This window comes from Candidatus Symbiopectobacterium sp. NZEC127, from assembly GCF_025962675.1.
Lineage (GTDB): Bacteria > Pseudomonadota > Gammaproteobacteria > Enterobacterales > Enterobacteriaceae > Symbiopectobacterium.
Map to the genome: position 1 here is coordinate 738,452 of NZ_JAGFPG010000002.1, position 21,799 is coordinate 760,250.

At 53.5% G+C, this 21,799-nt stretch carries 20 protein-coding genes; 11 read left to right on the forward strand and 9 right to left on the reverse strand.

Translation table 11 applies throughout. The annotated features are described in order from the left end of the window. Positions 1–41 precede the first annotated feature (41 nt). On the forward strand, positions 42–2,195 hold the full coding sequence (locus J5069_RS13360; protein WP_264644327.1) for an ornithine decarboxylase: 2,154 nt from the start codon (positions 42–44) through the stop codon (positions 2,193–2,195). A 53-nt stretch (positions 2,196–2,248) separates the two neighbouring features. Here J5069_RS13360 and ansP read toward each other — a convergent pair whose 3' ends face one another. Continuing rightward, a complete protein-coding gene (ansP, locus tag J5069_RS13365) occupies positions 2,249–3,715 on the reverse strand; it encodes an L-asparagine permease (protein ID WP_264644328.1) in 1,467 nt (488 codons plus the stop codon). A 333-nt stretch (positions 3,716–4,048) separates the two neighbouring features. On the opposite strand from ansP, the gene J5069_RS13370 reads away from it, so the two are divergent. Next, on the forward strand, positions 4,049–5,086 hold the full coding sequence (locus J5069_RS13370; protein ID WP_264644329.1) for an alpha/beta hydrolase family protein: 1,038 nt from the start codon (positions 4,049–4,051) through the stop codon (positions 5,084–5,086). Between the two features lie 52 nt (positions 5,087–5,138). Here J5069_RS13370 and mltC read toward each other — a convergent pair whose 3' ends face one another. From mltC to mutY, 3 genes are all read right to left on the reverse strand, one after another. Then, complete coding sequence (mltC, locus tag J5069_RS13375) at positions 5,139–6,212, reverse strand: membrane-bound lytic murein transglycosylase MltC (protein ID WP_264644330.1); 1,074 nt, start codon at positions 6,210–6,212, stop codon at positions 5,139–5,141. Between the two features lie 90 nt (positions 6,213–6,302). Continuing rightward, positions 6,303–6,575: an oxidative damage protection protein gene (locus tag J5069_RS13380; RefSeq protein ID WP_264644331.1), complete on the reverse strand. Its 273-nt coding sequence runs from the start codon at positions 6,573–6,575 to the stop codon at positions 6,303–6,305. Between the two features lie 29 nt (positions 6,576–6,604). Continuing rightward, positions 6,605–7,687, reverse strand: a complete 1,083-nt coding sequence (gene mutY / locus J5069_RS13385; protein ID WP_264644332.1) for an A/G-specific adenine glycosylase — start codon at positions 7,685–7,687, stop codon at positions 6,605–6,607. A gap of 169 nt (positions 7,688–7,856) precedes the next feature. Here mutY and trmB point away from each other — a divergent pair, with 169 nt between their 5' ends. The 5 genes from trmB (at position 7,857) to J5069_RS13410 (ending at position 13,207) form a co-directional block, all read left to right on the forward strand. Next, positions 7,857–8,576, forward strand: coding sequence for a tRNA (guanosine(46)-N7)-methyltransferase TrmB (trmB, locus tag J5069_RS13390; RefSeq protein ID WP_264644333.1), 720 nt, complete (start codon positions 7,857–7,859; stop codon positions 8,574–8,576). Beyond that, positions 8,576–8,923, forward strand: a complete 348-nt coding sequence (locus J5069_RS13395; protein WP_264644334.1) for a YggL family protein — start codon at positions 8,576–8,578, stop codon at positions 8,921–8,923. Before trmB ends, J5069_RS13395 begins: the two co-directional genes overlap by 1 nt. 24 nt (positions 8,924–8,947) lie before the next feature. Further along, a complete protein-coding gene (locus J5069_RS13400) occupies positions 8,948–9,661 on the forward strand; it encodes a DUF2884 domain-containing protein (RefSeq protein WP_264644335.1) in 714 nt (237 codons plus the stop codon). A gap of 365 nt (positions 9,662–10,026) precedes the next feature. After that, positions 10,027–12,300 (forward strand): catalase HPII, encoded by a 2,274-nt coding sequence (gene katE, locus J5069_RS13405; protein WP_264644336.1) that lies wholly within the window; start codon positions 10,027–10,029, stop codon positions 12,298–12,300. A gap of 31 nt (positions 12,301–12,331) precedes the next feature. Then, on the forward strand, positions 12,332–13,207 hold the full coding sequence (locus J5069_RS13410; RefSeq protein ID WP_264644337.1) for an SDR family oxidoreductase: 876 nt from the start codon (positions 12,332–12,334) through the stop codon (positions 13,205–13,207). Between the two features lie 51 nt (positions 13,208–13,258). Here the strand turns inward: J5069_RS13410 and J5069_RS13415 are convergent, their stop codons facing one another. From J5069_RS13415 to J5069_RS13435, 5 genes are all read right to left on the reverse strand, one after another. Further along, entirely contained in the window at positions 13,259–14,299 is a 1,041-nt protein-coding gene (locus tag J5069_RS13415; protein ID WP_264644338.1) for an NADP(H)-dependent aldo-keto reductase, read from the reverse strand. A gap of 130 nt (positions 14,300–14,429) precedes the next feature. Next, on the reverse strand, positions 14,430–14,648 hold the full coding sequence (locus J5069_RS13420) for a YgdI/YgdR family lipoprotein (protein WP_264644339.1): 219 nt from the start codon (positions 14,646–14,648) through the stop codon (positions 14,430–14,432). A 196-nt stretch (positions 14,649–14,844) separates the two neighbouring features. Beyond that, a complete protein-coding gene (locus tag J5069_RS13425) occupies positions 14,845–15,561 on the reverse strand; it encodes a TerC family protein (RefSeq protein WP_264644340.1) in 717 nt (238 codons plus the stop codon). Positions 15,562–15,656: 95 nt separating this feature from the next. Beyond that, positions 15,657–16,337 carry a DNA mismatch repair endonuclease MutH gene (gene mutH, locus J5069_RS13430; protein WP_264644341.1) on the reverse strand — a complete coding sequence of 227 codons (681 nt, stop codon included), beginning with the start codon at positions 16,335–16,337 and terminating at the stop codon, positions 15,657–15,659. A gap of 194 nt (positions 16,338–16,531) precedes the next feature. Next, positions 16,532–16,834: a hypothetical protein gene (locus tag J5069_RS13435; RefSeq protein ID WP_264644342.1), complete on the reverse strand. Its 303-nt coding sequence runs from the start codon at positions 16,832–16,834 to the stop codon at positions 16,532–16,534. A gap of 207 nt (positions 16,835–17,041) precedes the next feature. On the opposite strand from J5069_RS13435, the gene rppH reads away from it, so the two are divergent. The 4 genes from rppH (at position 17,042) to thyA (ending at position 21,784) form a co-directional block, all read left to right on the forward strand. Then, positions 17,042–17,569 (forward strand): RNA pyrophosphohydrolase, encoded by a 528-nt coding sequence (gene rppH, locus J5069_RS13440; protein WP_264644343.1) that lies wholly within the window; start codon positions 17,042–17,044, stop codon positions 17,567–17,569. A gap of 12 nt (positions 17,570–17,581) precedes the next feature. After that, complete coding sequence (ptsP, locus tag J5069_RS13445) at positions 17,582–19,828, forward strand: phosphoenolpyruvate--protein phosphotransferase (protein ID WP_264644344.1); 2,247 nt, start codon at positions 17,582–17,584, stop codon at positions 19,826–19,828. 214 nt (positions 19,829–20,042) lie between these two features. After that, on the forward strand, positions 20,043–20,900 hold the full coding sequence (gene lgt / locus J5069_RS13450; RefSeq protein ID WP_264644345.1) for a prolipoprotein diacylglyceryl transferase: 858 nt from the start codon (positions 20,043–20,045) through the stop codon (positions 20,898–20,900). An 89-nt stretch (positions 20,901–20,989) separates the two neighbouring features. Continuing rightward, positions 20,990–21,784 carry a thymidylate synthase gene (gene thyA, locus J5069_RS13455; RefSeq protein WP_264644346.1) on the forward strand — a complete coding sequence of 265 codons (795 nt, stop codon included), beginning with the start codon at positions 20,990–20,992 and terminating at the stop codon, positions 21,782–21,784. The last annotated feature ends 15 nt before the right edge of the window (positions 21,785–21,799 follow it).

The window sequence follows — 21,799 nt, forward strand, 5'->3', positions numbered from 1 at the left end:
TTTGCGCCACTACTCATCCTTAAGCGTTTGGGTTTGGTTACATGAAACAGTTAAAAATTGCAGCGAACGCGACGGTTGCGGGCCGTCTTCATACCCAGCGAGAAATTGTCTCCCTGAGTCAAACCGACTTTACTGATGTGGCAGCCGTAGTCGTTTCTCTTGACGAGGCGCGATGTGGAGTGTTGTCGCTGTTGCAGCACACCGGTTTCGGTATTCCGGCGTTCGTGGTGAACGAGCCTTGGTATTCAGCACAGGAAGCTTTGCCGCCTGGCAGCAACTGGTTGCGCGTGGACGGTGCGGGTGAGCATGCTCCGCTGCTGGAGAAAGCCGCAGCGGATTACCAGGCAGGGCTATTGCCGCCGTTTTTCGATACGCTGTCCAAATATGTTGGCATGCGCAATTCCACCTTCGCCTGTCCGGGGCATCAGGGCGGCCAATTTTTTCGCAAGCACCCCACCGGACGCCAATTCTTTGAGTTCTATGGCGAAACGCTCTTCCGTTCCGATATCTGCAATGCGGATGTGAAACTGGGCGATCTGCTGATTCACGAAGGGGCGGCGAAAAAAGCGCAGAAGTTTGCGGCCAAAGTGTTTAATGCCGACAAAACCTACTTTGTACTCAACGGCACCTCGTCAGCCAATAAAGTAGTGACCAACGCGTTGCTGACGCCGGGCGATTTGGTGTTGTTCGATCGCAATAACCATAAATCCAACCACCATGGCGCGCTGATTCAAGCCGGTGCAACGCCAATCTACCTCGAGACGGCACGAAATCCGTTTGGCTTTATTGGCGGAGTGGATGCGCACTGTTTTGATGAAGCTTATCTGCGCGGTTTGATTCGGGAAGAGGCTCCGCATCGCGCGGATGCACCGCGTCCGTTCCGGCTGGCGGTGATCCAGCTCGGCACTTACGATGGCACCATTTATAACGCCCGTCAGGTGGTGGATAGCATCGGACATCTGTGTGATTACATTCTGTTTGACTCTGCCTGGGTGGGCTACGAGCAGTTTATCCCGATGATGGAACAGTGCTCGCCGCTGTTGCTGGAGCTGAATGAGAACGATCCGGGCATCTTTGTTACCCAATCGGTTCACAAGCAGCAGGCGGGCTTTTCGCAAACCTCTCAGATCCACAAAAAAGACACGCATATCAAAGGACAAAAGCGGTTTTGCAACCATAAGCGCTTTAACCACGCTTTTATGCTGCATGCTTCGACCAGCCCTTTTTATCCGCTGTTTGCCGCGCTCGATGTTAATGCAAAAATGCACGAAGGCAGCAGTGGTCGTCGCTTGTGGCTCGAATGCGTCAAGCAGGGCATCGATACTCGTAAGCAACTGCTGGCTCGCTGTTCGTTGATCAAACCCTTTGTTCCGGATCTGATCGACGGTGTGCCGTGGCAGGATCACGCCACGGACGACATTGCGCAGGATGTCCGTTTCTTCAATTTCGAGCCCGGAGCAGCGTGGCATGCCTTTGAGGGATATGCGCAAGGCCAGTACGTTATCGATCCGTGCAAACTGTTGCTGACTACACCGGGTATTGATGCCAGCAGCGGTGAATATACCGATTTCGGCATTCCAGCCACCATTTTGGCCAACTACCTGCGTGAGCATGGCATCATCCCGGAGAAAAGCGATCTTAACTCGATCCTGTTTCTGCTGACGCCTGCGGAAGACAGCGCCAAGCTGTCGCATCTGGTGGAGGCGCTGGTGCGTTTTGAGACGCTGATTGCACGCGATGCGCCGTTAAGCGAAGTGCTGCCGAATCTCTATCACAAATACGAACAGCGCTACTCCGGCTATACGCTGCGCCAACTGTGTCAGGAAATGCATAACTTCTATGTAAGCCATAACGTGCAATATTTACAAAAAGCCATGTTCCGCAAAGCGACTTTGCCGCGTGCCGTGATGCTGCCGCAGGCGGCAAACAATGCCTTTGTGCGTGGGGATGTGGATTTGATCCCACTGGCCGAGGCTGAAGGTCGTATCGCGGCAGAGGGGGCACTTCCTTATCCGCCGGGCGTGCTGTGTGTGGTGCCGGGAGAAATTTGGGGCGGGGCGGTGCTGCGCTACTTCCTGGCGTTAGAAGAAGGCATTAACCGGATGCCGGGCTTCTCACCGGAGTTGCAAGGTGTCTACAGCGTTGAGCAGGAAGATGGCGCTAAGCGCCTGTGCGCCCATGTGATTCAGGAATAACCGTTATTAATGGTATTAGCGGTGCGAGGGGTAAAACCCTCGCGCCGTTTTTTTTATTCGGTTGCAGACGCGGGTGTTGCCGCGATTTCGCCATTAGCCGCAGCGCGACGCTTTTTCAGCCCGTACCATCCCACAATCAGCAAGATAGCCAGCACCGGAGTGGAAGCAATGGTCCAGGTGCCGTTCGGGTAGTCAAACGCCATCAGCACCACCACGCCCAGCAAGAACACTAGCGTCATCCAGGAGGTAAACGGTGCGCCGGGCATCTTGAATGAAACCGGCTCAGCTTTACCCTGTTTGATGGCCTGACGCAGCTTCATCTGGCATAAAATAATGAATGCCCAGGAACAGATGATGCCGATAGAGGCCATATTCAGCACAATCTCAAACACCTGTGACGGCACAATATAGTTAAGGAATACCCCAACGATATGGATCGCCACCGTCACCATAATGCCGGTATAGGGAACCGACTGCGCGCTCATTTTCGACAGGAAGTGCGGCGCTGAGCCACCCTGTGACAGTGAGCGCAGAATGCGTCCGGTCGAGTAGAGGCCGGAATTCAGGCTGGATAATGCTGCGGTAAGCACCACCACGTTCATCACATCACCCATGTAGGGCACGCCCAGCTTGCTAAAGAAGGTGACAAATGGGCTTTGCCCGGCCTGATAGGCGTTCCACGGCAGCAGACACACCAGCAACACAATAGAGCCCACGTAAAACAGGGCGATACGCCAGATAACGCTGTTAACGGCTTTAGGCAGAATGCGCCGGGCGTCTTTGGCTTCACCGGCGGCAGTGCCGATGATTTCGATACCGGCGAAGGCAAAGATCACGCCCTGAACCAGCACCAATGCGGGCAATAATCCGTGGGGGAACAGGCCGCCGTTATCACTGATCAGATGAAAACCGGTTGGGTTGCCCGCGACAGGGTGACCGCTTGCCAGAAACACCGTCCCGACAATCAGAAACAGCGAAATGGCCGCTACCTTGATCAAGGCAAACCAGAATTCCATCTCGGCGAACCATTTCACGCCAATCAGGTTCATGGTAGTAACAATGGAGAGCGCACCCAAAGCCAGCACCCACTGCGGCACATCGGCAAACGTTCCCCAGTAGTGCATATAGAGCGCAACCGCCGTGATATCCACAATGCCGGTCATCGCCCAGTTAAGGAAGTACATCCAGCCCGCCAGATACGAGCCTTTTTCGCCGAGAAATTCTCGCGCATAAGAGACAAAACTGCCGCTGGAGGGGCGATGAACAATCAACTCACCGAGTGCACGCAAGATAAAGAAAGAGAAGATACCGCAGGTCAGGTACACCAGCGCCAGTGAAGGGCCTGCCAGTTGCAGGCGAGCTCCTGCGCCTAAAAACAGTCCGGTACCGATAGAGCCGCCAATGGCAATCATCTGTACGTGGCGTTTGCTGATGCTTTTTTGATAACCTTTTTCGTGGGAGTCGAGCCAGCGCGCTTTGCTGGTCTGACGCGTCACATCTGTTGTGTTGTTGTGTGTCATGCTCTGTTTGTGTTCCTGCTGGTCTCTCATGCCTGATGGCGTTTGGTATGACGTTGCGGTCATGCAGGTGCGCGGTGTGCTACTCCTCGCTCCGCAGTCATAACCCTTTGTTATGTTTGTTTCGGGCAGCGATGCTACCCTTTCTCGCCTGTGCTGGCAAAAAAAGTGTTGGGATTGTGTGCAATGGTATGGAGTGCAATGACATTGTGCTGCATGGGAAGTGATGCGCCGCTGCCCAAGCATCGAAATTAACAGCACATTGGCGGCGTTCACTTTCTTATTTCGGCTATTTGCTGGCACAATTTGTCCGCTTTCTAACAGGAGGAACGAAAGATGGTATGGCGTACTGGTTTTTTGCTCGGAGCAGGGCTGCTCTGTGCAACGGCATTGGCTTCTCCCCAAGTGGGATTTCGTCAATTCAACCTGACAAATGATGTTCCCGAACGCGCGCTTAATGTTGTAGTGCTTTATCCTGCTGCACAGAGTGAGATACCGGTTAAATCGGTAGGGGACAATTCGGCTTTTGTCGGTGTCGCTGTGCAAGAAAATGCTCAACCAGCGCACGGTATGCATCCCTTTATTGCGCTCTCACATGGGTTTGGCGGCAATTGGCGTAATCAACTCTGGTTGGCGCACGCGCTGGCGCAACAAGGTTATATTGTTGCTGCCACTGACCATCCCGGTACCACGTCAATGATGATGAATAAGGCGATTGCAGCCAAACTTTGGTTACGGCCAGATGATGTTCGTCGAGTGATTTCAGCCATTCAAAACAAACAGAACGTCGTTGGGACTATTGCGTCAGGAAAGATGGCCGTTATTGGTCATTCACTCGGGGGATGGACGGCTATGGAACTGGCCGGAGGGCGCTTTGATACCCAACAGTTTGAAACCGATTGTCAAACGCATACTGAGCTGGCTTCTTGTATCGTGTATCAGAAAATGGGGATACCCCAAGAAGCGCAAGCGAATACCCTGTTAGGGCAACCAGCGCGAGATGCGCGTGTGACCGCTGTTGTCTCATTAGATTTAGGATTGGCGCGTGGCTTCACTTCGCAAAGTCTGTCGGCTATTAATATCCCAGTATTGGTTATCAGTGCTGGGCAGCCGGATCCGCAGTTACCTGCCACGCTCGAGTCCTATTCTATGGCGCAGAAAATGCCCCAGCGACAGACCCATTATTTGGAGGTGAATGACGCTTCACATTTTAGTTTCATGCAGTTGTGTAAGCCGGGGGCGATAGAACTGCTCGAACATGAGCAACCGGGAGAGGGCATCATCTGCGTTGACGGAAACAAGCGATCTCGTGAACAAATACACCATCAGATAATTGCAACCATCAGCGATTTTCTGAATAAAGCCTGGCATTAACCTTATGTACCTCTGGCGTACCAATACGCCAGAGGTAAGTGCAACATCCCGATTAACGGCGATAGTTTTTCTGCGTCGAGTTGACCTTGTAGAGATAGCGCCGCGATTCGGATGACGGGTGCTTGGTGGTCAAGGTATCGTAGACTTCGCCCGGTGACATCTGGTTGATGAGGCTAAAGGCCCTGTCTTTGTCGCTGGAGAATACGCGCAGCACGCTGCCTGCCCCACCGTTGTACGCCGTAATCACGGCATAGCGGCGTGAGGTTGGGTTCTCGATACCACCCAGGTAGGTGTTTTTCAGAATAGCCAGATAGGCCACGCCGGTGTCGATGTTATTCTCAGGATCGAACAGGTAGCTGCGGCTAGGCTGCCCCCATTTCCCCTTGCTCTTGAACACGTCACGTCCGGCGCTGTGCTGCACCACCTGCATCAGCCCCAATGCATCAGAACGGCTCACCGCGTAAGGGTTGAAGCTGGATTCGGTTTGCATGATTGCCAGAATCAGCGATTCTTCGATGCCATAGCGCGCGGAGGCCTGACGAATCAACGGCAGGTATTTATGCGCACGCTTGTCCAAGTGGTTTGGTACCAGTTGGAAGGTGACAGACCAGATCACATGCAGCCCAGAGGTCCGTTTCTGCAAGCGGTTTTGCAGCAGGTAATCGGCAAAGCTGGCGGCGCGGCCTTCCCAACGAATCGGCTGTCCGGTGTTGTCTAACACCTGACCGTATAGCATCGGCTCACGGCTAATCTGTATGTCATTGGCATCCGAATAGAGATCGGTGTTGCTGGCGTTGTCACCCATCAGCAATGTGGTGATGATCGCCTGACGCAAGCTCGGCGCGTAATTGGTTGCTGATATGGTTTCAATGGTAATCGTACCGGCATCGAAGTTGATGTGACTACGGGTTTGATATTGATCGGTGTATTTAACGTAGTCTTTCGGGCCGGCAATCAGCACTTCGTTCATGCCCCAGATATTCTCGATGTTGTGGGCGAACTGCCCCATCAGAATGTCAAAGGCGTTGGTATCCTTGATGAATTCTTCATTATTGAGATCGCCGCGCTTGCCGGAACAGGAGATCAGCAAGGGCGCAACGAGCAACAACGCTAGCAATTTCTTCATAAATGATTCGTTATAAGTATCTTGTTATCAACGGTTCATTAGCAACGCGGTGCCAGTATAAAGAGACAATAGGGCCGTAAGGCCCTGACGTTATGCGCTAGGCGGGGTAAAGCCTTCAATATGCACATCTTTCCCTTCAAACAGGAACTTAACCATCTCTTGTTCCAGCAGTTTACGGTGCTCCACGTTCATCATGTTGAGCTTTTTCTCGTTGATCAGCATGGTCTGCTTGGTCTGCCATTGCGCCCACGCCTCTTTCGAAATTTCCTGATAGATGCGTTTGCCCAGTTCTCCCGGATAAAGCTGAAAATCTTGCCCTTCGGCTTCACGTTGTAAAAAAGTACAAAAAATGCTTCTGCTCATGCTGATTCCTCTTGGATAACGCGTGCGGGTCAGATCAAACTGCCGCCGGAGTGTTGCGTTAACATGCGTAATAGTCGATCCACCGGTGCAGCCAGCCCGACAGCGGGCGGTTGCGCTAAGTTATACCAGAGACCGGTTTTTTCCTCCATGCAAGCATTGTGCAAAGCGCGAGGAATGTCAGTGGGTAATGCGAGCCAGAGCGGAACAATATCCAGATGGAAATGGCTAAAGGTGTGGCGAAACGACACCAGTTGCTGCACGTCTGTGATTTTCAGACCACGTTGTTGCAGCCAAGGTTCCACATCATCCTGCGTGTTGAACTGCGGAAAGCAAAACAATCCCCCCCACAGCCCGGTCGCAGGGCGCTGTTGCAGCCATACGTCATTGCCCCGTTGCAGCAATAGAAACCAGGCACTTTTTTCCGGTAACGTCTGCTTCGGTTTTCTACCCGGATAGTTGGCCCAGCTGTGATTGGCATAAGCCATGCAACCGTTGCTCAGCGGGCAAAGTTCGCATTTCGGGCGGCTGCGGGTGCACACCATTGCGCCCAAATCCATCATCGCCTGATTAAACTGACTAACACCCACAGCGGGCGTGACCTGCTCGCTATGGGACCAGAGCTGGTGTTCAACCTCTTTTTTACCCGGCCAGCCAGCTACCGCGTAGCAGCGTGCTAGCACGCGTTTGACATTGCCATCAAGAATCGGGTGATGCTGACCGAGAGAAAGGGACAGCACCGCGCCTGCGGTAGAACGCCCGACACCCGGCAGCGCGCAGACGGCGTCCAACGTGGTCGGAAACTCACCGCCATGCTGGTCCACGATGGTCTGCGCGGCTTTATGCAGGTTGCGCGCACGCGCGTAATAACCCAGCCCGGTCCACAGGTGCAGCACCTCATCCAAGGGGGCTGCCGCCAGGGAGCGAACATCAGGAAAGCGTGCGATAAAACGTTGAAAATAAGGAATGACCGTGGTGACCTGCGTCTGCTGTAACATGATCTCGGAAAGCCAGACGGTATATGGCGTTTTCTCTTGTTGCCACGGCAGTGTCTTGCGGCCATAGCGCTCATACCATGCCAACACCTGCTGCGCGAACGGCTGCGCTTGCATCATAAAAAAGCCACTCTCTTGCCGGGGGAAAAGTCTGACAGCGATTCCAGCACAGAGTTAATGTGCTGTAAACCGGAACTTTCCGAGGTATCCCCCTTGCCAAACCGCGGTATCCTTGCATAATGCGCCTTTCTTTAGGCGAATTTGAACAGGCCATCGGCACACGTTTTCTATGATCAATAACGTCATTTCACCGGAATTTGATGAGGATGGGCGTCCGCTGCGCCGTATTCGCAGTTTTGTGCGCCGTCAGGGGCGTTTAACCAATGGACAACAGCAGGCGCTGGATAACTACTGGCCCGTAATGGGGGTAGAGTATCAGGCGCAAGCGCTCGATTTTTCCGTGCTTTTCGGTCGCGAAGCGCCGACGGTGCTGGAGATCGGGTTTGGCATGGGGGCGTCGTTGGTCACCATGGCACAGCAACACCCTGAGCAGAATTTTTTAGGGATTGAGGTGCATCTTCCCGGCGTCGGTGCCTGCCTGGCTGCCGCGCAGGAAGCCAATCTGAGTAATCTGCGTGTGATGTGCCATGATGCGGTGGAAGTGCTGGAGCAGATGATTCCCGATGGGTCACTGGCCATGGTACAGCTCTTTTTCCCTGACCCTTGGCACAAAGCGCGCCATAATAAACGTCGTATTGTACAAAAAGCGTTTGCGGAGCGGGTGCTGCGCAAGCTGGCGAGTGGTGGCGTGTTTCATATGGCGACAGACTGGGAGCCTTATGCGGAACATATGCTGGAAGTCATGCGCGATGTGGCTGGATACCGTAATCTTTCCGCCACACAGGACTATGTTCCTCGCCCATCGTCTCGCCCGTTAACCAAGTTTGAAGCGCGCGGCCAGCGGTTAGGCCACGGAGTATGGGATCTTATGTTTGAGAGGATAAAATAATGGCACAACAACGCAGTCGTCGTTTGCGCAAAAAGTTACACATTGATGAGTTTCAGGAACTGGGCTTTTCGGTAAGCTGGCGTTTCGCTGAGGGCACGTCGGTAGAAATCATCGATGCGACTCTGGACAAGTTTGTTGACGATGTGATTGATCCGGCGGGCCTGGCATTTGAAGGCAGCGGTTATCTGCAATGGGAAGGCTTGATCTGCTTGCAGAAGACGGGCCATTGCACCGATGCGCACCGTGAGCAGGTCGCTGCCTGGCTGAAAGCGCAGCAATTGCAAGACGTTAAAGTCAGTGAACTGTTCGATATCTGGTGGGATCTGCCGGAAAATCTGCTCTCCTGATTCTGTCATTTATAGGAAGACGACATGTTGCGATCGGTAATGCTTTCTCTGCTGGCTTTGTTGTCCTGGCAGGCGCAGGCGGCGTATCAATGTGAAGTGAATCCGCAGGATGATATCTTCATCACACCGCAACAGGTGCAGGTGGTTGGTGCGAGTGGCAATCTGGTGATTTCGCCGCAGGGCGATGTCACGCGCAACCAGACGGCGTTAACGCTTACTGCGACACAGCGTCAGCAGGCGAAAGCGTATCAAGCGGATTTGCGTCAGCAACTGCCGTGGATTGAGCAGGGTGCACAAGCGCATCTGGAAAAAGCGCGTGTGGCGCTGGACGGCGTCATCGCTAAGGAGCTGGGGAGTGACAGCAATGTGCGCACCCGGCTGGTTTCGTTGGATACCCAACTCAAGCAGCAGATGGCGCGCATTCTCGAGCCGCGTAGCGATGGCATTGCGTTTCATCACCAGGCCGTCAAACAGGTGGAGCAGGATGGTCGCCAGTTGGTGCAGCAAGCGCTTGGCGGCGTGTTGCAAGACAGCCTGAACGAGATGGGCGTGAAGCAGCTTTCCGGTGGAGGCAATCCGTTGCAGGCGATGATGGGTAACCTTGGTAACCTGCAACAAGCGATTCAAACCGAGTGGAATAACCAGGAACTCACGTTTCAGCGCTTTGGCAAGGATGTGTGCCAGCGGGTTATTGCACTGGAAAACCAACGTAAGCAGTTGCTCAAATCCCTGCCGTAATCGTATCTACAGCGCCACTCTGGTGAAAACACCTATTTCGCCAGAGTGGCTTTTTTTATGCCCCCGCTTCATCCTCAAAATTGCTGGGTGGGGCTTCCAGTTGCTGATTGATAAGTCGGCTTAACGTATCTTGAAGCCGAAGGGTACTGGTGCCTCCTGGGCTGACGCTCTCAACAGTCCTGATTCGGCGGCGAACCGTCGCCGCTGCTGCCAACCATCACCCTGTCAATCACCTTTCCCCGCCAAATCTATCGATCAAATCAAATCATTTCGTAGCTAATATATTAAAAAAAATTAACTATACTGAATGTGTGTCTAGAGGTTTTTTTTAATCTGCTGATTTTAATCAATATTTAGAGGTGAGTATGAAAGGGGATACACATCATGAGTCAGAGAATCATAAAAAAAATGAACCAGATAGCACGGCGTCATCGCACAGTAACGCTGAGATTGCACAAGGGGCGTCATTGAAGCTCTCTGGAAGCACCAATCCACCCGGTACTGCTCCCATGTCCCCTGGCATTGAGAAATCGCCTGAAATCAGCAATGACAAACTGCGTCAGTTAGAAAAATCAAAGGACTTCCCAGCGGGTGAGGCGTTAACCACCAACCAGGGGATCAAAATTGCTGACAACCAAAACTCACTGCGCGCGGGAGAAAGAGGCGCAACCCTGCTCGAAGATTTTATGCTGCGAGAAAAAATTACCCACTTCGACCACGAGCGTATTCCTGAACGGGTGGTGCATGCGCGAGGGGCTGCGGCACACGGGGTTTTCCAGGTTTATAAGCCGCTGACACATTTGACCAAGGCCGGGTTTTTGCAACAGCCTGATAGTGAAACGCCGGTGTTTGTGCGCTTTTCCACGGTTCAAGGTTCGCGCGGTTCGGCTGATACGGTCAGGGATATTCGTGGTTGGGCAACGAAATTTTATACCCATGAGGGCAACTTTGATTTGGTCGGCAATAACACGCCAGTCTTCTTTATTCAGGATGCCATCAAGTTTCCCGATCTGGTCCACGCCGTTAAGCCTGAGCCGCATAATGAGATCCCACAAGGCCAAAGTGCTCACGATACTTTCTGGGATTTTATCTCGCTCCAGCCGGAAACGCTGCACAACGTGATGTGGGCAATGTCAGATCGTGGCATCCCGCGCAGTTACCGCATGATGGAGGGGTTTGGCATCCACACATTCAAGATGATCAATGCCGAAGGGCACTGCCACTTTGTGCGTTTTCATTGGAAACCACTTTATGGCGTTGCCTCCTTGTTGTGGGATGAAGCCCAACTGATTGCAGGACGGGACCCAGATTTCCATCGGCGTGAGTTATGGGAAGCCATAGAGGCAGGGGATTACCCTGAATACGAACTGGGTTTACAAATCATACCGATGCAGGATGAGCATCGCTTTGACTTCGATATTCTCGATCCCACCAAACTGATCCCTGAATCGCTGGTTCCCGTGCAGCGCGTCGGGAAAATGACGCTTAACCGCAATCCGGATAATTATTTCTGCGAGACCGAACAGGTCGCATTTTGCCCGGCAAACCTGGTGCCCGGGCTGGATTTTTCTGACGATCCACTGCTTCAGGGGCGGCTGTTTTCCTATCTGGATACGCAAATCAGCCGGTTGGGTGGCCCTAATTTCCATGAGATCCCCATCAATAAGCCACTTTGCCCCTTTCACAATCACCAGCGCGATGGTCAACACAGAATGCGTCTTTCTGGTGCCGCCAATTATGAACCTAACTCCATTGATAACAACTGGCCAAGAGAAACGCCATCCGCCGCGCATCAGGGGGGCTTCTCCACCGCCCAACAGCCGGTAAACGGTGAAAAAATCCGCCAGAGAAGCGCCTCATTTTCAGATCACTACTCGCAGCCGCGCCTGTTTTGGTTAAGTCAAACGGACTATGAGCAGACCCATATTGTCGATGGATTCAGCTTTGAACTGGGCAAGGTTCAGCGACCGTGGATCCGAAAACGCGTGGTTGACCAACTGTGCCACATCGATAAAGACCTGGCTAAACGGGTCGCGCAGCAAGTGGGCCTGTCGCTCGCACCCGCGCAGCTTGCCTACCCGATCCCAAGTCCCGTCAATGGGCTTACGGCTGAACCTTCGCTCAGTATTTATGCTGAAAATGCGCGTGAGGTGGCTCTGGACTACCGTATCAAATCGCGTCAGGTTGCACTGCTGGTGGCTGACGGCGTGTGTGGCGATGCCGTTGCCAGCATGATCCGTTGCCTGGAGCAACAAGGGGTACACGCCAGAATCTTAGCCCCCCGAGTCGGGGGGATTACCACGTTGCAAGGCCATCACCTTGAGGTTAATGGCTCGTTTGAGGGTAATCCCTCGGTGCTGTTCGACGCAGCGATTGTCCCAACCGGAAAACAGGCTGTCGCAACATTGATGCAAAACGGTGCTGCCAAATATTTTCTTATCCAAAGCTTCAAACACCTCAAAGGGATTGGCCTGCAAGGAGACGCGTCAGCGCTGTACTCCGCGTTATCACTGCCTGCTCCCGATGAAGGCGTTATCGTCAATAACACCTCGCAACACCTGGTGGATGAACTTACCGCCGTTATGAAAAAACACCGTGTGTGGTCGCGGGAGAAGGTCGCTGCGGCTATTGCTGGTTAACGTTGATAAACTCACCAAACAGGAGTCGATTATGAAGCACGACGAACTTCACTATTCCATGCCCCCGTATCCTCAACAAAGCCAGCCTGAACCGGGCCTGGCGGGGAAAATGACGCCTCGCCCCGATCATGGTGAAACCAGCTACCAGGGAAGTGGTCGCCTGGCGGGGCACAAAGCGCTGATTACGGGAGGCGACTCGGGTATCGGCAGAGCGGTTGCCATTGCTTTTGCCCGTGAAGGTGCCGATGTGGTGATTAATTATCTACCCGATGAACAGCAAGATGCCGATGAGGTTATTGCGCTTATTCGAGAAGCGGGTCAGCAAGGGTATGGTATTGCAGGCGATCTGCGTGATGAAGCGTTCTGCAAGTCGCTGATTGAAGAGGCGCATCGTTGCCTGGGCGGGTTGGATATTCTGGTCAACAACGCCGGAAAACAGCAGTTCGTGGAATCCATCGTCGATCTCTCGACCGAGCAGTTTGATGCTACGTTTAAAACCAATGTCTATGCGATGTTTTGGCTCTCGAAATATGCGTTGAGCGTCATGGAGCCGGGCGCGTCAATTATCACCACTGCCTCGGTACAAGCGTATGCCCCATCTGCTGGGCTGCTTGATTATGCCCAGACGAAAGCCTGCAACGTGGCGTTTACCAAAGCGCTGGCCAAGCAGTTAGGGCCTAAGGGCATCCGTGTCAATGCCGTTGCTCCAGGTCCCTATTGGACGCCACTGCAAGTGTGCGGTGGGCAGCCGCAAGAGGCGCTACCGCAATTTGGCGCTGACAGCCCGCTGGGACGATCCGGGCAGCCGGCAGAGATCGCGCCGCTTTACGTGACACTGGCGTCGAAAGCCTGTAGCTACACCTCGGGGCAGGTCTGGTGTTCAGACGGTGGCACCGGGACACTTTAGGCGAAAAAAAGGCCCAACATGCTGGGCCTTGATCGATATTTTAGCCGCGCATCAAGGTGCCGGGATGGTAAAACGGCGGTGAATCTCTTCCAGCTCAGCCAGCACGTCGGCATTCAATTGCACTTCAAGGCTGGCAAGGTTGATGTCGAGTTGTTCAAGCGTGGTTGCCCCCAGAATGGTACTGGCGACGAACGGCTGCTGACGCACAAACGCCAACGCCATCTGTGCCGGATCCAGCCCGTGACGTTGTGCCAGCGCCACGTATTCGGCAATGGCTTGCTGGGTGTGCGGCGCGCTGTAGCGCACAAAACGACTGAACAGCGTATTGCGCGCACCGGCAGGCTGCGCGCCATTCAGATATTTCCCGGTTAATGTGCCAAAGGCGAGGGGCGAATAGGCTAACAGCTCCACCCCTTCGTGCTGACTGATTTCGGCCAAACCCACCTCGAAGCTGCGGTTGAGCAGGCTGTACGGGTTTTGGATGGAAACAATGCGCGGTAGATTATGTTTTTCGGCCAGTTGCAGATAGCGCATCACGCCCCAGGGGGTTTCATTCGACACCCCGATATAGCGGATCTTGCCCGCACGCACCTGTTCTTCAAGGGCTTCCAGCGTTTCCAGCAGTGTCACCGTCGCTTTGTCATCGGTGTATTGATAGTTCAATTTGCCGAAGCAGTTGGTTTGTCTCTGCGGCCAGTGCACTTGATAAAGATCGAGGTAGTCGGTGTTAAGGCGTGTGAGGCTGGCGTCCAGCGCAGCGCGGATATTTTTTCGATCCAATGCCTGTTGCGGACGTATACCAACGTCGCTGCCACGGCTTGGCCCGGCGACTTTACTTGCCAAAATCAGTTTTTCTCTGCCGCCACGCGAGGCTAACCAAGAGCCAATATAGCGTTCCGTGAGCCCCTGTGTTTCCGGTCGCGGCGGCACGGGGTACATTTCTGCGGTGTCAATCAGGTTAACGCCGGCTGCCACTGCGCGATCGAGCTGCGCGTGCGCCTCCGCTTCACTGTTTTGTTCACCAAACGTCATGGTGCCCAGACTGAGCACGCTGACTTCTAAAGCACTATGGGGAATACGGTGATAGAGCATTGCCAGCTTCCTTAATGTCTGAAAATCCCGGCGTCCTCATCCCTTACGCAAAGGGAAAAACCAGCGCCTGTTTCTGACTATAACCAAGCAATGCTATGGGGGGAAGCACCTTTAATGGCTTGTCCTGCCGTTAACGCTGAACAATCTGGGAGACAACTTCATTATTGATCTGTCGCCACTGCCCATCTTCATCAAGATAACTGAGTAGGCCAGTATCTTTGTCCAACGCCGGCTTGTTTTTCGTCAGCAACATCTGCCCCTCTTTCGTGGCAATAACATAGTTGCTGCTACACCCGCTCACCAACAAGGCAAAAAAGCATAACGCGATGGCTTTGTGTCTAATCGTCATCAGGTAATCCACTCGAATAGTAAAAAACGGGCGATGGCTCTCTGTCAGAACCTAATCTCTATCAAAAAACATGAATATACAAGATGAGTCTAGCAAAGCGTGAAAAAGAAGAATGTAGGAATAATGGAAATAATCGATGATTCACGCGTAAAACAGGGGGGGGGAGAGAGCGGGCAGCAATGCTACCCGCTGGGCGTTACTCTGCGCTTGTCGCTTTTTTGCCGCGCATCAGATTCAGCGCTTCAACCGACATTGAGAAGAACATGGCGAAATAGATATAGCCCTTGGGAACGTGGACATCGACACTTTCCAGAATCAGCGTAAAGCCCACCAGAATCAGGAAAGAGAGTGCCAGCATTTTCACCGATGGGTGACGATCGACAAATTCACCGATAACGCGGGCGGAAAACATCATCACACCCACGGCAATCACCACGGCGGCCATCATGATAAACAGATGATCGGAAAGGCCGACGGCGGTGATGACGGAGTCGAGGCTGAAGATGATGTCCAGCAGCATGATCTGCACAATCGCCCCGAAAAAGGAATGCACCTGGCTGGCATGAGCTTCAGAGCCACCCTCTATGGTCTCATGAACCTCGCGGCTGGATTTCCAGATCAGGAACAAGCCGCCGAAAAACAGGATCAGATCGCGGACGGAGATTTCATTATCCATCAGCGTAAACAGCGGGTTGGTAAGGCGAATCACCCAGGCGATCGAGGCGAGCAGGCCAAGGCGCATCAGCATGGCCCCCAGAAGGCCGATACGGCGCGCTTTATTCTGCTGGGCTTTGGGTAACTTGGCGACAACCAGAGAAAGGAAAATGATGTTGTCGATACCTAGTACGATCTCCAAAATGGTCAGCGTGCCGAGCGCCAACCATGCATTCGGATCAACAATCCAATCAAACATTATATCAATCACACCTAAACGAAATGTAAACGTAGATTATACGCTTTGCTTTCGGCTTTCTGGCAAGAAAAAATGATACGCATTATCTGCGGTGTTTAAAGATGAAAGTGGCGGGCTAACAGTGGGCCGGTAAAGGTCTTCTTTAAATAGAAACCGCGTGGCAAGGTCATGATAGGCTGACCAAACTCGCCGATCGCTTGTGTCAGTGCCTTGCTGTTGGCCGCTTTGGGCCGTAATTGTAATACCTCGCCGTGACGTGCGGTGATGCTCTCCACTTTGCCAAGCACAATCAGATCCATCAATTCCTCCCAATCCCGACGCAGCAGCATCTCTTCCTCGGGAGAGGGGCTCCAGATAAGCGGCGTGCCGATATGCCGTTCGCCAAGAGGAATCTCGCGCGACCCTTCCACCGGGATCCACAGCACCCGCGCCAACTTGTGCCGTACATGGCTGCTTTCCCAAGTGACACCGCTGTTGCCGGTCAGCGGAGCCACCGACACGAAGGTGGTTTCGAGCGGTCTGCCCCGGTCATCAATCGGAATGGTTTTTAGCTCCACGCCGATATCAGGAAAATCCTGCTCGGGTTTGCTGCCCGCGCTGGCACCGAGAAAGCGCTCAAGCAGTACGCCGATCCACCCCTTGTCGCGTTTGAGGTTGGCAGGCAGCGGCAGATTTGCCCGTACAGCAAGCTCCGCCAGCGTGTACCCGGCAAGCGCTTGTGCGCGCTCGAGCAGCGTATGCTCATCGGACGGGGGTGTCGAAATCGGATTGGGCATATTCACCTATGAAAACAGGTCGTCAGATTGACTAAAAAAAATACAGCATCCGTCAGGTTTTTCAACAGGGCGCTACCATGCCGAAAGAAAAACAATAATAGCATGATTCATAGCGTTTTTTTTTATTTATCCCGCCAATGTATCACGTCGGTTTTATCGTTGTTCAGGGATAGACACCGAAAGTAAACAGGATCTTACACCAGGTTATCCACAGATTTTTGGGATAACCGGGATAAGTCATCACTACTGGTTTGATTTACAGCCTTGACGTCACGGTTTTTTGCGATTTTTGGTATTTTATTATGCGATTCTTGCGCTGCGGCTGTGGATAAAACCGTCGTGGAGCAATCTTTCACCACTCTGCCGAACACCGGTTTTCTGCGCTGTTTATTTGCAGTGAATATGCCGTGGGTTAAATCGGTATTTTTTTGAAAATAAAGGAAGATTTTTTTGGTTGTGCGCAGCGGTTTTAACGACAAAGAAAATGTTTTCCGCATGCTTTCATTTGGTTCTGCACAGTGATATCCACAAAAATAGTGAATAAAAGCGCTATGGCTGCCGCGTGCTGTTTATAACTCTACCCCTTTCTGTGGGTTAGCGGCAGGTTATTAGTAGAATCAATGCTGTTAAGCAGGAGTTTACCGGGTGGCGCGAGTGTGAAACAATCAGGTCATCTTTGCATTGAAAGTTTTCGAGGTAGTCCGGTGATCGATGATGATGGCTACCGCCCTAACGTTGGTATTGTAATCTGCAATCGGCTTGGCGAAGTGCTCTGGGCGCGCCGTTATGGTCAGCACTCCTGGCAGTTCCCGCAAGGGGGCATCAATCCGGGAGAAAGCCCTGAACAGGCCATGTATCGCGAACTGTTTGAAGAAGTGGGACTCAGGAAAAAGGATGTCCGTATTCTGGCTTCAACCCGTAGCTGGTTACGTTACAAATTACCAAAACGTTTGGTGCGTTGGGATACAAAACCGGTTTGTATCGGTCAAAAGCAGAAGTGGTTTCTGCTACAGTTAATGAGCAACGAATCTGATATCAATATGCAAAGCAGCGGCACGCCGGAGTTCGACGGCTGGCGCTGGGTGAGTTACTGGTATCCTGTGCGTCAGGTGGTGTCGTTTAAACGCGACGTTTACCGTCGGGTGATGAAGGAATTTATCAGCCCGGTTATACAACTGCAAGAGAACGCCGCGGCGAGGGCGCCTTCGGTGCCTCGGCGCAAAAGAGGATAAGTCGCGCTCATCATGCTCACGCGTTTGCGAGAAATCGTTGAGAAAGTGGCGGCGGCATCACGCTTGAATGATGCGCTGGATCTGTTGGTCAATGAGACCTGCCAGGCGATGGATACGGAAGTCTGTTCTATCTATCTGGCCGATCACGATCGCCAATGTTACTACCTGATGGCGACACGCGGTTTGAAAAAGCCGCGTGGTCGCCTTATCACGCTGGCCTTTGGTCAAGGAATTGTCGGATTGGTGGGGCAGCGTGCTGAACCCATCAACCTGGCCGATGCGCAGGCCCACCCCAGTTTTAAATTTATTCCTTCCGTTAAAGAGCAGCACTTTCGTTCTTTCCTTGGTGTGCCCATCATTCATCGCCGACAACTGCTCGGGGTGCTGGTGGTGCAACAGCGCGAACACCGCCAGTTTGATAAAAATGAAGAGTCTTTCATGGTCACGCTGGCGGCGCAAATGGCCGCCATCCTTTCTCTGACGCAAATCAAGGCGCTGTTTGGTCAATATCGGCAAACGCGGCTCAAAGCGCTGGTGGCATCGAGCGGCGTGGCGATTGCGCCGGGCTGGATGGACAGCAGCCAGCCCTCACTGGAGCTGGTTTTTCCTGCTTCAAGCCTGGATAGCGAGCGCGAGCGTTCGCGCCTGACGCAGGCGCTGGAAGAGGCCAATGCAGAGTTTCGCCGTTTCAGTAAACGCTTTAGCGCCAGCGCGCAAAAAGAGAGTGCGGCCATTTTCGAGCTCTACTCCCATTTGCTGAGCGATGCACGCCTCAAGCGCGAATTGTTTCAGGAAGTGGATGACGGAAATGTCGCCGAGTGGGCGGTAAAACTGGTGATCGAGCGTTTTGCCGCCCAGTTTGCTGTGCTTCAGGATGCCTATTTGCGTGAGCGCGCCGGGGATTTCCGCGCGTTGGGTCAGCGTCTGTTGTTCCACCTTGACGACAGTGTGACCAGCAGCGATCGCTGGCCGCCACATTTTATTCTGGTGGCCGATGAACTGACGGCGACGCTGTTGGCGGATGTGCCGCAAGACCGGTTGGCGGGCGTGGTCGTGCACGACGGTGCCGCTAACTCTCATGCGGCGATTATGGTGCGGGCGATGGGGATCCCCACCCTGATGGGTGCGGATATTCAGCCGGAGTTATTGCACCAGCGTACCCTGATACTTGATGGTTATCGGGGTGAACTGCTGGTGGATCCCGAGCCGATGCTGTTACAGGAATATCAGCGCCTGTTGAGTGAAGATAATGCGCTGACGCGTCTGGCCGAAGACGATATGCAACGGCCTGCGGTACTGAAAAGCGGCGAAAGCATGCAGGTGATGCTCAACGCCGGGCTCAGCGCCGAACATGAGCAGCGTTTTATCAATCTGGTTGACGGCGTGGGGCTGTACCGTACCGAAGTGCCTTTTATGCTACAGAGCGGCTTTCCCTCTGAAGATGAACAGATGGCGCAGTACCAGGGCATGTTGCAGCTTTATCCCTCACGCCCGGTGGTGTTGCGCACGTTGGATATCGGTGCCGACAAACAGCTTCCCTATTTGCCGATCAGTGAAGAGAACCCCTGTTTGGGATGGCGCGGTATTCGCGTTACGCTCGATCAGCCGGAGATCTTCTTGATCCAGGTGCGGGCGATGCTGCGCGCCAACGCCGAAACTGGCAACCTGCGCATTTTGTTGCCGATGGTCAGCAGTCTGGACGAGGTGGACGAAGCATGTCGGCTTATCGCTCAGGCCGCCGCCGAGGTACGCGAACTGGTGGGGCATGCCTTGCCGCAACCGCGCATCGGTGTGATGATCGAAGTCCCATCTATGTTGTTTTTGCTGCCGCACCTGGCCTCGCGTATCGATTTTGTCTCGGTAGGCACCAACGATTTGACCCAATATTTGCTGGCGGTGGATCGCAACAACCCGCACGTGGCATCGCTCTATGACAGCCTGCATCCGTCCATGTTGCAGGCGCTGGCAGGTATCGCACGCGAGTGCCAACACCTTGATCTTGAAGTCTCCGTCTGTGGCGAAATGGCCGGTGAGGCCATGGGATCGCTGGTATTGACCGGGCTGGGCTATCGTACGTTCAGTATGAACGGCCGTAGTGTGGCACGGGTAAAATACCTGCTGCGTCAATTGGTGCTGACCGAGGTGCAAGCGCTGACTCAGCGCCTTTTGCTAGCGCGGAGCGCCAGCGAAGTGCGCCAGTGGATTGCACTTTTCCTCGAAGAGCGCGGTTTGGGCGGGTTGGCCCGCGGTGGACGCTGACAAAGTGTTTCAACGGTAACATCCTGTTTACATAACTTTTCCTGAGCTTGCACGCTGCGTAGCGGCTGCTCTGTGCTATCATGCGCAACCGCCGCCAGTGCGTCAGGCGTTAATGCCGAGAGTGCGCTGGCAAACAAGGTTTCCCCTTTCCCGACTTCCCACACCGTGGGATAAACAACGTCGTGAGATAAAACAAACAAGCATGTGGTGATCGATGACAACGAGTTACTTGGCGTTTCCTCAATTTGATCCGGTGATTTTCTCCCTTGGACCCGTTTCACTCCATTGGTATGGACTGATGTACCTGGTGGGCTTTGTGTTCGCCATGTGGCTGGCTGTGCGTCGGGCGAACAAACCGGGCAGCGGCTGGACCAAAGAAGAAGTGGAAAATCTGCTCTACCTCGGGTTCCTCGGGGTGTTCGTGGGCGGCCGTCTGGGGTATGTCCTGTTCTACGCGTTCCCCTCGTTCATCAGTAACCCGCTTTACCTGTTCAAAGTATGGGATGGCGGCATGTCGTTCCACGGCGGTTTGGTTGGGGTGATTTGCGTCATGCTGTGGTTTGCCCGTCGCACCAAACGCCACTTCTTTCAGGTTGCCGATTTTATCGCACCGCTGATCCCTTTTGGGCTGGGCGCGGGGCGCTTGGGGAACTTTATCAACGGGGAGCTGTGGGGCCGCGTCACTACCGATACGCCATGGGCGATGCTGTTTCCCGGTGCGCGTAGCGAAGATTTGATGCTGGCGGTAACCAACCCGCAATGGCAGGCGATCTTCAATCAGTACGGCATGTTGCCGCGCCATCCGTCGCAGCTTTATCAGATGGCGCTGGAAGGCATTGCGCTGTTTATTCTGCTAAATCTGTTTATTCGTAAACCGCGCCCGATGGGCAGCGTTTCCGGCCTGTTCTTGATTGGCTACGGCATGTTCCGCATTATCACCGAATTTTTCCGCCAGCCGGACGCTCAGCTTGGCCTGTTCGGTAATTTCATCAGCATGGGGCAGATTCTGTCGCTGCCGATGGTGTTTGCCGGTATCCTGATGATGGTCTGGGCCTATCGCCGTAAGGCGTAAAAACAGCAACTGCTTGCCGTGAGCGGCGTCCTTGCTGACATCAGCGGGACGCTGTACGGTAAATTTTTTAATCGTGTAGTGAGGGTGAAATGAAACAGTATCTGGAATTGATGCAGAAAGTGCTTGATGAGGGAACGCCGAAGGAAGACAGAACCGGCACCGGAACCTTATCGATTTTCGGCCACCAGATGCGTTTCAATTTGCAAGAAGGCTTTCCGCTGGTGACCACCAAGCGCTGCCATCTGCGCTCAATCATTCACGAGTTGCTGTGGTTCCTCAACGGTGACACTAACGTTGGCTATCTGCACGACAATAAAGTCAGCATTTGGGATGAATGGGCCGATGAAAACGGCGATCTCGGGCCGGTATACGGTAAGCAGTGGCGCGCCTGGGGCGCGGCAGATGGTCGTCAGATTGACCAACTGCAAACCGTGCTGCAACAGTTAAAGCAGGACCCGAATTCACGCCGTATCATTGTTTCTGCGTGGAACGTGGGTGAGTTGGATCGCATGGCGCTGGCACCGTGCCACGCGTTTTTCCAATTCTACGTGGCGGATGGCAAGCTCTCCTGCCAGCTTTACCAACGCTCGTGTGATGTGTTCCTGGGGCTGCCGTTCAACATTGCCAGTTATGCACTGCTGGTGCATATGATGGCGCAGCAGTGCGATCTTGACGTCGGCGACTTTGTCTGGACCGGTGGTGACACTCACCTGTACAACAACCATATGGAGCAGACGCACCTGCAACTGAGCCGTGAGCCAAAAGCGTTGCCGAAATTAATTATTAAACGCCGTCCTGCCTCGCTGTTTGACTATCAGTTCGACGATTTCGAAATAGAAGGCTACGATCCGCACCCCGCCATCAAGGCTCCGGTGGCGATTTAATCGGCGATTCTGCAC